The sequence below is a fragment of the Mesorhizobium sp. M0496 genome, from assembly GCF_040321205.1.
Taxonomy (GTDB): Bacteria; Pseudomonadota; Alphaproteobacteria; order Rhizobiales; family Rhizobiaceae; genus Mesorhizobium.
In genome coordinates this window covers 32,101-46,146 of record NZ_JAMYRC010000033.1, presented here as the reverse complement: position 1 = coordinate 46,146, position 14,046 = coordinate 32,101, and the positions used below count along the sequence as shown (strand labels likewise).

General features: G+C 63.9%; 12 protein-coding genes. 4 read left to right on the top strand and 8 right to left on the bottom strand.

Annotated features, from left to right (window positions below; genetic code table 11):
- Nucleotides 1–10: 10 nt before the first annotated feature.
- Nucleotides 11–553 (top strand): dihydrofolate reductase family protein, encoded by a 543-nt coding sequence (locus NKI73_RS24190; RefSeq protein ID WP_352633293.1) that lies wholly within the window; start codon nucleotides 11–13, stop codon nucleotides 551–553.
- A 42-nt stretch (nucleotides 554–595) separates the two neighbouring features.
- On the opposite strand, the gene NKI73_RS24185 is transcribed toward NKI73_RS24190, so the two are convergent.
- The 5 genes from NKI73_RS24185 to NKI73_RS24165 all read right to left on the bottom strand — a co-directional run bounded on the left by NKI73_RS24185 (nucleotide 596) and on the right by NKI73_RS24165 (nucleotide 7,418).
- On the bottom strand, nucleotides 596–1,459 hold the full coding sequence (locus tag NKI73_RS24185; RefSeq protein ID WP_352633292.1) for a patatin-like phospholipase family protein: 864 nt from the start codon (nucleotides 1,457–1,459) through the stop codon (nucleotides 596–598).
- A 273-nt stretch (nucleotides 1,460–1,732) separates the two neighbouring features.
- Nucleotides 1,733–3,160, bottom strand: coding sequence for a M16 family metallopeptidase (locus NKI73_RS24180; protein ID WP_352633291.1), 1,428 nt, complete (start codon nucleotides 3,158–3,160; stop codon nucleotides 1,733–1,735).
- Between the two features lie 122 nt (nucleotides 3,161–3,282).
- Nucleotides 3,283–4,671 carry a M16 family metallopeptidase gene (locus tag NKI73_RS24175; protein ID WP_352633290.1) on the bottom strand — a complete coding sequence of 463 codons (1,389 nt, stop codon included), beginning with the start codon at nucleotides 4,669–4,671 and terminating at the stop codon, nucleotides 3,283–3,285.
- A 211-nt stretch (nucleotides 4,672–4,882) separates the two neighbouring features.
- A complete protein-coding gene (gene rsmD / locus NKI73_RS24170) occupies nucleotides 4,883–5,437 on the bottom strand; it encodes a 16S rRNA (guanine(966)-N(2))-methyltransferase RsmD (RefSeq protein ID WP_352633289.1) in 555 nt (184 codons plus the stop codon).
- A 13-nt stretch (nucleotides 5,438–5,450) separates the two neighbouring features.
- Entirely contained in the window at nucleotides 5,451–7,418 is a 1,968-nt protein-coding gene (locus tag NKI73_RS24165; RefSeq protein ID WP_352633288.1) for a pseudouridine synthase, read from the bottom strand.
- Between the two features lie 235 nt (nucleotides 7,419–7,653).
- On the opposite strand from NKI73_RS24165, the gene NKI73_RS24160 reads away from it, so the two are divergent.
- Complete coding sequence (locus NKI73_RS24160; RefSeq protein WP_352633287.1) at nucleotides 7,654–8,103, top strand: nucleoside deaminase; 450 nt, start codon at nucleotides 7,654–7,656, stop codon at nucleotides 8,101–8,103.
- A 47-nt stretch (nucleotides 8,104–8,150) separates the two neighbouring features.
- Here NKI73_RS24160 and NKI73_RS24155 read toward each other — a convergent pair whose 3' ends face one another.
- Nucleotides 8,151–8,831, bottom strand: coding sequence for a hypothetical protein (locus NKI73_RS24155; RefSeq protein ID WP_352633286.1), 681 nt, complete (start codon nucleotides 8,829–8,831; stop codon nucleotides 8,151–8,153).
- A 211-nt stretch (nucleotides 8,832–9,042) separates the two neighbouring features.
- Nucleotides 9,043–12,006: an isoleucine--tRNA ligase gene (gene ileS, locus NKI73_RS24150; protein WP_352633285.1), complete on the bottom strand. Its 2,964-nt coding sequence runs from the start codon at nucleotides 12,004–12,006 to the stop codon at nucleotides 9,043–9,045.
- A 107-nt stretch (nucleotides 12,007–12,113) separates the two neighbouring features.
- On the opposite strand from ileS, the gene NKI73_RS24145 reads away from it, so the two are divergent.
- The gene (locus tag NKI73_RS24145) at nucleotides 12,114–12,314 is read left to right on the top strand and encodes a hypothetical protein (RefSeq protein ID WP_352633284.1); all 201 of its coding nucleotides are present in this window, start codon (nucleotides 12,114–12,116) and stop codon (nucleotides 12,312–12,314) included.
- Between the two features lie 141 nt (nucleotides 12,315–12,455).
- On the opposite strand, the gene NKI73_RS24140 is transcribed toward NKI73_RS24145, so the two are convergent.
- Nucleotides 12,456–13,262: a MipA/OmpV family protein gene (locus NKI73_RS24140; protein WP_352633283.1), complete on the bottom strand. Its 807-nt coding sequence runs from the start codon at nucleotides 13,260–13,262 to the stop codon at nucleotides 12,456–12,458.
- Between the two features lie 196 nt (nucleotides 13,263–13,458).
- Here NKI73_RS24140 and NKI73_RS24135 point away from each other — a divergent pair, with 196 nt between their 5' ends.
- Nucleotides 13,459–14,013 carry an HdeD family acid-resistance protein gene (locus NKI73_RS24135; protein WP_352633282.1) on the top strand — a complete coding sequence of 185 codons (555 nt, stop codon included), beginning with the start codon at nucleotides 13,459–13,461 and terminating at the stop codon, nucleotides 14,011–14,013.
- Nucleotides 14,014–14,046 lie beyond the last annotated feature (33 nt).

The window sequence follows — 14,046 nt, the reverse complement described above, 5'->3', positions numbered from 1 at the left end:
GGAGAGCCCCATGCGAAAACTTATCGTCACCGAATTCATCAGCGTCGATGGCATTGCCGAGGTCGAGAAGCTGCCAAGCGTGACCTGGAACGACGAGATGAACAGGTTCAAGGAGGACGAACTTGCCGACAGCGGCGCCATGCTTTTGGGGCGCACGACCTATGAGATATTTGCCGGCTCATGGCCCACGGAAACCGGAGACTTTGCCGACCGGTTCAACGCGCTGCCGAAATATGTCGCCTCGACCAGCCTGAAGGCGCTCGAGTGGAAGCCGGCCAAATTGCTGAAGGGCTCCCTGCCGGAAGCCGTCAGGGCGCTGAAGCAGGGCACTGGCGGCAACATCTATGTGCATGGCAGCCTGAGCGTTGCGCAGGAATTGCTGCGCCATGGCCTGGTCGATCGCGTCAGGCTGCTCAGCTATCCCGGCGCCGTCGGCCAAGGCAAGCCGCTGTTCCCAGCCGGCGAGCCGGTGTCGTTCGAATTGATTTCGGCCACGCCGTTCAGCAACGGTGTGGTGGCGCTGGAGTATGCGCCGGTGGCGGCGAAATCGTAAATCGGTTGAAGCCTGTTTCCTTTCAGATCGAGTCGGGAATCCTCACCCGACCTGCTTTCCCCGCCTCGCTTTGACGGCGGCGCCGGCCCGCGCCTCCAGCACCTTCTCCACCTGCCGCTTCAGCTCGTCCTTGATATCCGCCGTCTCGTTCATCAAGGCGTCGATCTTCAGGAAATCGAGCACGCGGTATTTCGACACTGCCGGGCGGACCAGGATGTCGGGGCGGCATTGTTTCAGCTTGTTGGCGATGATTGACTGCATCATCAGCTGCGTGGCGCCGAATATCAGGTCGACGGAGGTCGGGTGCTTGCGGTCGAGTTCTTCCGGCGCGCCGACCACGTCGACGCCGATGATGATGTCGGCGTCGTTCTCGATCAGGTCGAACGGCACGGGGTTGTAGATGCCGCCGTCGATCAGCAGCCTGCCGTCGCGCATCACCGGGCGGAAAACGGCGGGAATGGCAGCCGAGGCCGCCAGCGCCGAGTGCAGGTCGCCATCGTCGAACACGGCCAGCTTGTGGCCGAAATAGTCGGTCGCCGTCACCTTCAGGGGGATTTTCAGCTCGGCAAAAGTTTCGGGAATGGCTTCGGGCAGAAAGGCCTTGAGGATGCGCTCGACGTTGAACTGGCTGACGCGGACCTGCATGGCTTCGGCGATCGTGCCCGGCCTCGCCCGCCACATGCGGCTCGCCACTTCGGCGCGGCGGCCGAGGATCGAGCGGGCATAGTCGTGGATGTCCTTGCCGGTCATGCCGGCGGCCATGCCCGCGCCCATGATGGCGCCGATCGACGAGCCGGCAATCGCCACCGGCTTGATGCCCAACTCGTCCAGCGCCTCGATGACATGGATGTGCGCCAGCCCGCGCGCACCGCCGCCGCCAAAGGCGATGCCGAAGCTAGGCGCCATTTTGTGTGACTCCTGCCCCGTTTCCGGCCGGTGTCGGAGACAACCAATTGTCGAAGTTGGCGCTGCCCCTCATTGCCCTGCCGGGCATTTCTCCCCGTATAGTGACGGGGAGAAAGAAGCTGGCCGCAACGTCGGCACCTATCTTGCAATGCTGGTGATTGGCGAAACCGGCGACAACAGCGTCCCTCTCCCCGTCGCTATACGGGGAGAGGATGCCGGCAGGCAGGTGAGGGGCAGCGCCAGCGCTCGGACAATAGAAATGCGCGCCGGCTTTCATCCCTTGCCGGCTCCGGCCAGTTTCGGGCCGATGACCATAATGGTCGGTTCGGTGGTCAGCAGCTTTTTCGCCGCCGCCTTGACCTGGTCGAGCGTCACCGCGTTGATGTAGCCGGCGCGGCGCTGCATGTAGTCGATGCCGAGATCGTCGAGCTGCAGTTCGACCAGCGTCGAGGCAATGGCACTCGAAGAGTCCAGATTGTTGATGGCGTAGGCGCCGATCATGTATTTCTTGGTCGCCGCCAGCTCCGCCTCGGTCGGGCCTTGCTCGGCCAGCTGCTTGACCACGTCGCGGACGATCCCCAGCGTCTCGGCCGCGCGGTCCGACCGGGTGCCGGTGCTGATGACCAGTGCGTTGGCGTGGTCCTGGTTGATCAGCGAGGAGTTGACGCTGTACGCCAGCCCGCGCTTTTCGCGCACCTCCTGGAACAGGCGCGAGGTGAAGGTACCGCCGCCGAGGATCTCGTTCATCAGCACGGCCGGAAAGAAATCCGGCGCCTTGCGCTTCACACCGGGATAGGCGAGCTGCAGGGAGGTCTGCGGCAGGTCGTAGTCGACCTCGACATGCTGTGCCAGCTTCGGGTCGATATCGGCCACCGGGCTCAGCGCCTGGTTTTGCGGCAGGCCGCCGAACACCATGTCGAGCTTCTTCTTCAGCGTCTCGGGGTCGATGGCGCCGACCACGGCGACATGCAAGCCGCCGCGCGCGAACACCGCCCGGTGCAAGGCTTTCAGATCATCCGGCGTGATGGTGGCAATGCTTTCCTTGGTACCCTGGTCGGAGCGGGAATAAGGATGGTCGCCATAGAGGGCGCGCGCCCATTTGTTCTGCGCGACCGTGTCGGGGTCGTTCTCGCCGGCGATGATGCCGGAAAGGATCTGGGAGCGGATGCGGTCGATCGGCAGCTGGTCGAAGCGCGGCTCGTTGACCGCCAGCCGCAACAGGTCGAACGCCTGATCGCGCTGCTCGGCCAGCATGCGCATCGAGCCATAGAGGCCGTCGCGGCTCTCCTCGAAACTCATCTCGGCGCCGGCATCGTCGAGCTTGATCTGGAAATCTTCACTGTCGAGCGGACCGGCGCCTTCGTCGAACAGGCCGGTCATCAGGTTGGCCAACCCCTCCTTGCCGACCGGATCCTGCGTCGAGCCACCGCCGAAGACGAAGCGAATGGCGATAACAGGCACGGAATAATCCTCCACCAGCCAGGCGGTGATGCCTTTTGGCGAGATGACGGACTGGATGTCCATGGCGCGCGCGGTGAGTGCCGGCAGGATCAGGAAGAGGATGGAGAGGAAGAGGGTTGCGAGGGCGGCGAGCGCTCTTCCTTCTCCCCTTGTGGGAGAAGGTGGATCGGCGCGCAGCGCCGAGACGGTTGAGGGGTGCGTGACGGAATGCTGTCGGCGCCAAGCTGGAACACCCCTCATCCGACCGAGCTGCGCTCGGCCACCGCCCTGGGGCGAGCCACGGGTCTCGCCCCGTCCTTCGGACCCCACAAGGGGAGAAGGTAAGGGCGCGCCAGCGTGCATCGCGTTCGTGCTCCTCATGATCAATTCCCCGCTTGTTGCTGCGGCAAGAGATAGCCGGTCGTCGACCGGGCAAGCACCAGATAGCGTGCGGCGATGGCCTTGACCTCTTCGGCGGTGACCTTGCGGATGCGGTCCGGCCATTGCTGGACGTCCTGCACATTGCCGCCGGTGGCAAGCGTCGAGCCGTAGATGTTGGCCATCGAATCCTGCTTGTCGCGGGCAAAGATCATCGACCTGACATAGCGGTCCTTGGCCTTTTCCAGCTCCGAAGGCGTGACGCCATCCCGGACGATGCGCGCCACCTCCACGTCGACCGCCGCTTCGATGTCGGAGAGCTTGGCATCGCCGCGCGGCGCGCCGTAGACGGTGAAATTGGTGTCGTCGAGCATGGTGCCCTGGAAATAGGCGCCGGCGTTGGAGGCGATGCCTTGCTGGACGACGAGCGCCTGGTAGAGCCGGCTGCGGTTGCCGCCGCCGAGGATTTCCGCCAGAAGGTCGAGCGCTTCCGCCTCGCCCGGCTTGCCCGAATGATAGGACGGCACCACCCATTGGGTGGAAAAGCTCGGCACGCTGACGCGGGCATCGGCGAGCATGACCGTGCGTTTGGTGTTCTGCTCAGGCTCGACCGGGCGGATGCGCGGCGGCAGATCGGGACCGCGCGCCACCTTGCCATAGGTCTTTTCGGCCAGCGCCCGCACCGTGTCCGGTTCGACATCGCCGGCCACGATCAGCACGGCGTTGTTGGGCCGGTAATATTTGTCATAGAAGGCGACGGCGTCGGTGCGGTTCAGCTGCTGCATCTCCTGCATCCAGCCGATGACGGGAATGCGATAGGGCTGGTTCTGCCAGAGCGTGGCATCGACCTCCTCGTCCAGCACGGCTTGCGGATTGTTGTCGATGCGCGAGCGGCGCTCCTCCAGGATTACGTCGCGCTCGGTCTTGATGACGTCGTCGGTGAGGATGAGGTTGCGCATGCGGTCGGCCTCGAAGCTCATCATCAGCTCGAGCGCCGACGGCGCCACCGTCTCGTGGAAGGCCGTGTAGTCGTAAGAGGTGAAGGCATTGTTGGAGCCGCCGATGTCGGAGACGGCTCGGTCAAACTCGCCGGCCGCATGATTGGTCGTCGCCTTGAACATCAGATGCTCGAAGAAATGGGCAATGCCGGATTTGCCCGGCGGCTCGTCGGCGCTGCCGATCTTGTACCACACCATGTGGGTGACGATCGGCGCACGGTGGTCGGGAATGACGACGACCTCCAAGCCATTGTCGAGCAGGAAATCCGTGACCTTGAATTCGCCCGGCACCGTATTGGGCAACACCGGGCTGTCGGCCAGCGCCGGGCCGGTGATAACGAAAGCCAGCGAGGTCGCCAGCAGAGTCCCGCGCAGCCATTCAGCTTGAAATGTCATCAATGGCTCCGATTTCGCTGTTCATCGTTCACGGAAACGTTGAACCGCTTTATCTCTTTGTTTTGGCGCAATTCCGGACGGAAAACCGTTTCACACTTTTCCTGGAATTGCTCTCGGCAGGACGATAGGCAAGCTACTGGCGACAAGCAAAGTGAATTGTTGGCCATGTTGCCGTCAAAGGCGGCTGCAAAGAGGCCGGGAGCAAAACGTATCAGGCCGCCTCGATGAAGCGGATCACGGTCTCGCCGTAATTGCGCTCGTCCAGCACGGAAAAGCCGGGGCCTGGCTCGAAGGGCGCCACCGCGGCCTCCTCGACCACGCACAGCGCGCCGGGGCGAAGCCAGCCGCCGGCCTTGGCCGACAGCAAGGCGCGCTCGCCAAGGCCCTTGCCGTAGGGCGGGTCGGCGAAGACGAGGCCGAACGGCGCCAGTGTGCCGGCCTCGCCAAGGCCTGTGGCATCGCGACGGAAGATCTTGGTGCGGCCGGTCAGGCCGAAGGCTTCGACATTGTCGCGGATCAGGCCACGGCCTTCGGCCGATTCCTCGATGAAGACGCCGTAGGACGCACCGCGCGACAGTGCTTCGAGCCCGAGCGCGCCGGTGCCGGCGAACAGGTCGAGCACGCGCGCGCCGTCCAGTTTCTCCGCGAAGCGATGCGCCAGCACGTTGAAGACGGCCTCGCGGGTGCGATCGGTCGTCGGACGAATGGCGCTTGAGCGAGGCGTCGCCAAGGGACGCCCGCGAAACTCACCGCCGACGATTCTCATATTAATCCGGGTCTCATTTCGTCCTGGGACCCTTCGGGCCGCCGCGCGGCCGCTCGCCGCCGCCCGGCTCGCCACGCGGCTTGCCGAACGGTTTTGCACCGGCCGGTTTGCCATAAGACGGCTTGAACGATGCCTTGCGCGCCTTGGCGTCAGCCGCCTTGGCGGCATCAGCCTCAGCCCTGCCCTTGCCGATCGGTCGCGCGCCAGGCGCCATCCAGACATTGGCCTTGCGCTGGCCGGGCGGCTCGATCGGCCGCTGCTCGCGCTCGGATTTCTTGCCACCGCCGGGCTTGCCGCCAAAACTGCCACGAGGCTTGTCGCCGAAACCGCCGCGCGGTTTGTCGCCAAAGCCGCCGCGGGGTTTGTCGCCAAAGCTGCGTTCGGGACGCGGGCCGCGTTCGCCGAAGCTCTTCTCGGCCCCTGCGCTTCTGTCGGGACTGGTCGACAATTTGCCCAGCGCCTCGTCGCGGCTGCCTTCGCGGCGTTTGCGGTTCTTGATCAGCCCGCCCTCGCCGATCGGACGGCGCTCGCCGTCACGGGTGAATTTCGGCCGTTCCGGCTCCGGCTCGCGAACTTCAGTACGCCGCACCGGCTTGTTGGAAAACGGCTTGTTGACCTCGGCGTCGAAATTGGCGCCGGATTCCTCGACCAGGCGCTCGCCAAGCTGGTCGCGCAGCACCCGGCCCTTGATCTCCAGCACATGGCCCTCGGCGAGGTCATCGAGCTGGAACGGACCGTAAGAGATGCGGATCAGCCGCGTCACATCGAGGCCGAGCGAACCCAGGATGTTCCTGACCTCGCGGTTCTTGCCCTCGCGCAAGCCGATGGTCAGCCAGGCATTGGTGCCTTGCTCACGGTCGAGCGTCGCTTCGATGGCGCCGTAAAACACGCCGTCGACGGCAATGCCTTCACGCAGACCGGCAAGCGCGCTCTCCTCGACCTTGCCGTGGACGCGCACGCGGTAGCGGCGCAGCCAGCCGGTTGCCGGCAGTTCGAGCACGCGCGACAGGCCGCCATCATTGGTGAGCAGCAGCAGGCCTTCGGTGTTGATGTCGAGGCGGCCGATGGTCATCAGCCGCGGCAGTTCGGCCGGCAGCACGTCGAAGACGGTCTTGCGGCCCTCGGGATCGCGGTTGGTGGTGACGACGCCGGCCGGCTTGTGGAACAGGAACAGCCGGGTGCGCTCGATCGGCGGGATTTCCATACCGTCGAGATGGATGATGTCATCAGGCATGACATTGAAGGCCGGCGAGGTCAGGGCGCGGCCATTGACCTTGACGCGACCGGCGGCGATCAGCTCCTCGGCATCGCGGCGCGAGGCCAGACCGGCGCGCGCCAGCCGCTTGGCGATGCGTTCGCCTGCCTCTTCCGTCGCTTCCGCGGAACGCGGGCGTGACCTGAAGCCGGCACCCGATGCATCTTGCGGCCGATCACCAAAGTCCCGCTTGGGGCGATCGCCGAAATCACGCTTGGGACGGTCGAAACGCTTTTCTCCGCCCTCCGCTGCGGCAAACGGACGATCGCCGCGCGGCGCATAGGGCTTGCGCGGTCCTTCGCGCTTTTCATACGGCTTGCCCTCCGGGCGCGGGCCTTTGTGGAATGGTCTTTCGGCGCGCGGGGCGCCACCCTCACCGGCTTCGCGCGGCTTGTAGTCGCGCTTCGGCCGTTCGCCCGCAGCCGCCATCGGCCGGTCGCCGCGCGGTGCGTAGGGCTTGCGTGGCCCCTCACGCTTCTCAAAAGGCTTGCCTTCGGAACGCGGGCCTTTACTGAATGGCTTGTCGCCGCCCTTGAAATCGCGCTTCGGCCGCTCGCCATCGGCGGCCATCGGGCGATCGCCGCGCGGTGCGTAAGGTTTCTTGGCGCCAAAGGACGGCTTGCCGCCCTTGCCGGCGGCGCCATCACGGCTGCGCGGTCCCGCCGCTTTCGGGCCGCTCCTTGCCGGACCCTTCTTGGGTCGGAATTTCTTGTCGTTGTCGTCCATGTGGCCTTTGTCCGTTTGCGCTGCTACAGCGTGGCGCATCCTTTCGGGCGCGCAACGAACGCAGTAGCACTTTGATTTGGCGCATGATCATTTCCGAAAATCGAGTCCGATTTTCGGGTTGATGCGCTCAATAACAGGATCATCAGAGTTTGTCAGGGAAAAGTGGAGACCGGTTTTTCCGGCAGACAAACGAAAAGCCCTGGGGTGGCGAGGAGATAATCGGAATGGAAACCGCGTGAAGCGACCCGATTTCATGGCGATGGCGCTGAAAGAGGCCGAAGCGGCAGCCTTGCGCGGCGAAGTGCCGGTCGGCGCCGTCATCGCCAGCGGCGGCACGGTCGTTGCCAGTGCCGGCAACCGCACACGCGAACTTGCCGACCCGACCGCGCATGCCGAGATGCTGGTCATCCGCGAAGCCTGCCGTAAACTGTCAGCCGAGCGGCTGACCGGGCACGATCTCTATGTGACGCTGGAGCCTTGCGCCATGTGCGCCGGCGCCATTTCCTTCGCCCGGCTGCGCCGGCTCTATTTCGGCGCCGCTGACGACAAGGGCGGCGCGGTGGTCAATGGCGTGCGCTTCTTCGCCTCGCCAACCTGCCACCACACGCCCGACATCTATCCGGGCATGGGCGAGACCGAGGCGGCCCTGTTGCTCAAAGGATTTTTCCTGGAACGGCGCGGCTGACCGGACGCAAGGCCCGTCAGCACAAAAGTAACGAAACGCAGACGTTTTTAGAGCGACGGCAGCCAGTCGAACCAGCCGCTGCCCTTCTTGCCTTCCGCCTCTTTCTTGAGACGGCGTTCCTTCCTGTACTCGTCCTCGCCAAGCTCGTTCTGCGGCGCCGTGCCGGCTGCGACACGATACTGCACCGGCGGTTCGCTCAGATATTTGCGGGTGTTCGGGTCGCCTTGCTTGCTGTCGGCAAGGCGGCGCTGGATCTCGGCAGCGCGGCCCTTGTCGGAATCGGCGGGGCTCCACGCCGGCGGGTGGCTCGAGCCTGATTCCGCCATTGCCTTCTTCACCGAGGCCGGATCGGTCTGCACGTCGTCGACGATATCCGACTGGTAAGCCGGGTCGTTCTGATGGGCGGTGGCGTCGGCGCGCAGGCGGGCGCGGCGCTGCTCGGGCGATTCAGGCCATTCGGCGCTCGCCGTCTCGATGCTGTCCTGCGGCGCCGGCAGCGCTTCCTTCTGGCCTGGCGCCGGCTTCACCAGCGTCGGACGCGGCTTGTAATCGATCTGTTCCTTGCGCTTCGGCGCGAACGAAAACGCGCCCGAAATATCGCCGGCCAGCTGTTCGCCGGCGGTCTTGTCGGTGCCATAGGTCGGAGAGCCCATGCAGCCGGACAAAGCCAGGCCCGATGCGACAAGCGGCGCCAACAGCGCCAGGCGCGCATTATATCTCTCGGTCATGCCAAAAAGTCCCACTCTAGACAGCCTCTCGATTGCCACCGGCCTTATGGCCGGTCCCCATCGTCCAAGCACTTGCGACGGAAATCCGGCGACAATTTGTCTTCCGGAGTTTCGCGTGTTTACCTCAACCACTCGTTAAGGGCAACGCGCGGGCGGTTTTCGCCCGCCCGACGTGGCATTTGTGCACCGATCCGGCTGGCTGGACGGCCCGTTAAAGCCGGCCGAGCGCCTTCAATTCGTGCAGCACCGCCGCATCGCGCGCCGAAACATCCGGGAATTCCGGATCCTCGCCGACATCGGCGGTGTAGCGCCAGGAGCGTGCGCATTTCACCAGGCTGCGATCCTCGGCCTTTTCGACCACCACGGCGACACCCCTGACGTCGTCAAGCGTGAAGGCACCCGCGGGCGCTTGCCCATGAGCAATCACCAGATCGCTGGTGATCGCCATTTCGGCCATGTCGACATCCGATATCGCCGCTTCGAGTGCCGCGTCGTTGATGGTGACGACCGGCACCGCTTCCAGCGACGACCCGATCACCTTCTGGGCGCGCGCAATCTCCAGCGCGCCGGTGACGACGCGTCGCACCTGCCGCACCTTGCGCCACTTTTCGGCCATCGCCTCGTTCTTCCAGTCCGCCGGGATTTGCGGAAACTGGTCGAGATGCACCGAGACGGCGTCCGGACGACGGTCGAGCCAGGCCTCCTCCATGGTGAAGGGCAGCATTGGCGCCAGCCATTTCACCAGACAGTCGAAGAGATGGCGCACCACTTGCACCGAAGCCTTGCGCTTCACGCTCGACGGCGCGTCGCAATAGAGCGCGTCCTTGCGGATGTCGAAATAGAAGGCCGACAGCTCGACCACCATGAAATCGAGCAGCATGCGGGTGATGCGCTTGAACTCGAAAGCGTCATAGCCCGAGCGCACGACCTCATCCAGCTCGGCCAGCCGGTGCAGCATCAGCCGCTCCAGCTCCGGCATTTTCTCCAGCGGCACCTCCTCGCCATCGTCATGGGCGAGCGTGCCCAGCATCCAGCGGATGGTGTTGCGCAGCTTGCGGTAGGCGTCGATATTGGTCTGCAGCACATTCTTGCCGAGCCGCTGATCCTCCCAGTAATCGGTCGTCACGACCCACAGACGCAGGATGTCGGCGCCCGACTGCTTGATGACGTCCTGCGGCACGACGGTGTTGCCGAGCGATTTCGACATCTTGCGACCATCCTCATCCATGGTGAAGCCATGGGTGACGACGGTGTCGTAGGGCGCCCTGCCCCTGGTGCCGCAGCTTTCCAGCAGCGAGGAATGGAACCAGCCGCGATGCTGATCGGAGCCTTCGAGATAGACGTCGGCTGGCCATTTCAGGTCAGGACGATCCTCCAGCGTGAAGGCGTGCGTCGAGCCCGAATCGAACCAGACGTCGAGGATGTCCATCACCTGCTTCCATTTCGACGCATCGTGATTGCCGAGGAAACGCTCCTTGGCGCCGGCGGCGAACCAGGCGTCAGCGCCCTCCTGTTCGAAGGCGTCCGTGATGCGCTGGTTGACCGCCTCGTCCTTCAGCACATTGCCGTCGGCATCGGCGAAGACGGCGATCGGCACGCCCCAGGCGCGCTGACGCGACAGCACCCAGTCGGGACGCTCCTCGATCATGGCGCGAATGCGGTTCTGGCCGGCGGCGGGCACGAAACGGGTGTCATCGATCGCCTTCAGCGCGCGGCTGCGCAGCGTCGAGCCGTCGCCGAGGTCCTTGTCCATGTAGACGAACCATTGCGGCGTGTTGCGGAAGATGATCGGCTTCTTCGACCGCCAGGAATGCGGATAGGAGTGTTTCAGCCGGCCGCGCGCAAACAGCGCGTTGCGCTTGATCAGCTCGTCGATGACGGCCTGGTTGGCGTTGCCCTTCTTGCCGTTGTCGTCGATGACACGCGCCGGTCCACCCTCGCGGTCCGGTCCGAAACCCGGCGCGTCCTTGGTGAAGAAGCCGCCATCGTCGACGGTGAACGGGATGGCGCTATCGATGCCGCGTGCGCGCAGATCCGTCGCCGCATCCATCCAGGCGTCAAAGTCCTCGCGGCCGTGGCCGGGCGCGGTGTGGACGAAGCCGGTGCCGGCATCGTCGGTGACGTGGTCGCCGGCGAGCATCGGAACGGCAAATTCGTAACCGCCACCAAAGCCCTTGAACGGATGTGAAAGCGTAAGGCTTCCAAGCTCTTGCGCCGAAACGCTGCGGAGACGATTCAAGGTGACCTTGGCCTTGGCCGAGGCGTCTTCGGCCAGTGCGTCGGCAAAGATCAGCTTTTCGCCCGGCTGCGGGCCGAACGCGTTCTCGGCCGCCGCGACCTCGTAGAGGCCATAATTGATGCGCGGCGAGTAATTGACGGCGCGATTGCCGGGGATGGTCCAGGGCGTCGTCGTCCAGATGACGACATGGGCCTGCAGCAGGTCGAGGGCTCCCTCCGTCAGTTTGGTCTCACCATCGTCGATGGCACGGACCAGGCTGGCGACCGGAAACTTCGCCCAGATCGTGTCGGACTCGTAGTCCTGGTACTCGACCTCGGCCTCGGCCAGCGCCGTGCGCTCGACCACGCTCCACATCACCGGCTTGGAGCCGCGGTAGAGCTGGCCCGACATGGCGAATTTCAACAGCTCGCCGGCGATGCGCGCCTCGGCGTGGAAAGCCATCGTCGTATAGGGATTCTTGAAGTCGCCGATGACGCCGAGCCGCTGGAACTCACCACCCTGCACCGTGATCCAGTGCGCTGCAAATTCACGGCATTCCTTGCGGAATTCGTTGACCGGCACCTCGTCCTTGTTCTTGCCCTTGGCGCGATACTGCTCCTCGATCTTCCATTCGATCGGCAGGCCATGGCAGTCCCAGCCCGGCACATAGTTCGAGTCATAGCCGCGCATCTGGAACGAGCGGGTGATGACGTCCTTGAGGATCTTGTTCAGCGCATGGCCGATATGGATGTTGCCGTTGGCGTAGGGCGGGCCGTCATGCAGCACGTATTTCGTGCGGCCGGCAGCACTTTCGCGCAGCTTGGCGTAGAGGTCCATGTCCTGCCAGCGCTGGACCAGCAGCGGCTCCTTCTCCGGCAAGCCGGCGCGCATCGGAAAATCCGTCTGCGGCAGGTAAAGCGTCTTGGAATAGTCGATCGTTTCTTTGGTGTCGGTCATCAGGGAATCGGTCATTGGTCTGCCATGTGCATTGCCCGGCCGCAAAGGAGCTCGGGCGTTGAACTTTACTTCTTGCGCATGTCGTTTTCCCAAAACCGGGGCCACTTTTGGGCGACATGCCTTATGATCTGGAAAAAGCGCGAGAGGCCGCGCGCAACATTCCCGGCGGCTCCGGCGACCGTCAGGCCGCCCGGAACACCGGGCTTATAATTCGTATCGTCAGCCTGCAAAGGCGCGAAAAGCTCGTCATGCCCCGGCTTTTAGCGGAGATGAGCGCAGGAATAAAGCGTCTCGTTCGATTCACTTAGAGACCGTTTCGAAAATCGCTCTGGCGAGTCATGTGGTGGTGGTTTCGAGAACCGGAGCGCAGCGGACATTTAGGTCGGTGAGCACCGGAAGCGCAGAAAACGCCATCACATGGCCGCCAGAATAGAGTTTCCAACGGCCTCTTACATCGTGAAATCGAAGCGATAGGTAGTCGAGACGCCGACCATGAACTGATTGCGGTCGCCGCGTTGCCTGACCAGGCTGGAATCGGCCGCCGGTCCCATCAGACGGGAATATTCGCCAAACAGGCTGGCGGTCATCGGCTCGGTCACCTTCCAGGTTATGGCGCCGCCGAGGCCTGTCGATTTCAGGCCGCCACCGGGATGATATTCGCTCAAGCCCGAAGCCACGGCTTCCTGCGCATTGACGCCATAATAGGCGTCGAAATATTTGGCCGAGGCGAACGACACGCGCGGCCCGCCCGAAATCCGCACGGTTGGCGTCACATCGTAGAAGGCGTCAGCAGCGATGTCGGCGACAAAGCCGTTGTGGGCACGGATGCCGTGGCGAAGCTCGGCGCGGGCGCGCAGCCAATCCGTCGGATAGAATTCGAAGAAGCCGCCGACTTCGCCGCCCCAGCGCACCGGATCGAGGCCCTTCAGTTCATCGGCGTTGTCATCGTCACGGGAAAACAGGAGCTTGCCGGTCACGCCGGCACGGACACCGCCATCGTCGACCAGCGCCAACGAGATGTTGTCGTTGCGCGAAGTGAAGCGTGCCGCGGGTCCGGCCTTGCCCAGCGAGATGATCGGTGAGGCGCTGAGCAGGTACTTCTTGCCGCCCTCGAAATTCGGCGCCACCATGCCGGTGGCGCCAACGGTCAGATACCAGTCGCCGGACAGCCAGCTGCCCTCGCCCGCCTTAGCAGCGCCCGCGCTACCCAGCAGCATAGCGGCCAGCACCAGAGAGATTTTTCCGACCGGACTCATGGCCACTCCACTAACACAATGCACACGGTTACCGATGACAGCTTTGACGGCCGTTTGGTAAAATTTGATTTAAACCAGAGACATCTGATCGCGGTTTGCTCGATCCCCCAGTGCCGGTCATCAACTGGACGTTGGCCAGCGCCGGGACTAACTTCCATCCGGCAGTATTCCGCAGCCCTCGATGGAGACCGCGACAATGACCCTGCATGGCGACGCCTTGAAAATCGCGATCGAACAGACACGGACAAAATGGGGGTGGTTTGTCGCGCTCGGCGTCCTGCTGCTCATTTTCGGCGGCATTGCCTTCGGCAATCTGTTCATCGCCACGGTGGCTTCGGTCTATGTCGTGGGATGGCTGATGCTGATGGCCGGCGTAATCGAGATCGTGCATGCGTTCGGCGTCAAGACGTGGGGCCGCTTCTTCTACTGGCTGCTCAGCGGACTGCTCTACGCCGTCGCCGGCTTCTTCGCTTTCGACAATCCGCTGCTTGCCTCAGCGGTACTGACGTTCCTGCTGGCGATCGCGCTGGTCGCGTCAGGCGTGCTCCGCGCCTGGGTCGGCTACAGCCACCGGCCGCAGCGCGGCTGGGGCTGGATCGTCGCGGCCGGTGTCATCAGTGCGCTTGCCGGCCTGGTCATCGCCATGGGCTGGCCGGTCAACAGCCTGTGGGTGCTCGGGCTGTTCCTGGCGATCGACCTGATCTTTCAGGGCTGGACCTTCATCGCCGTTGGTTTGGCGCTGAAAAAGTAGTATTCCGTTTGCACATGATCTAGTCCGAAAACC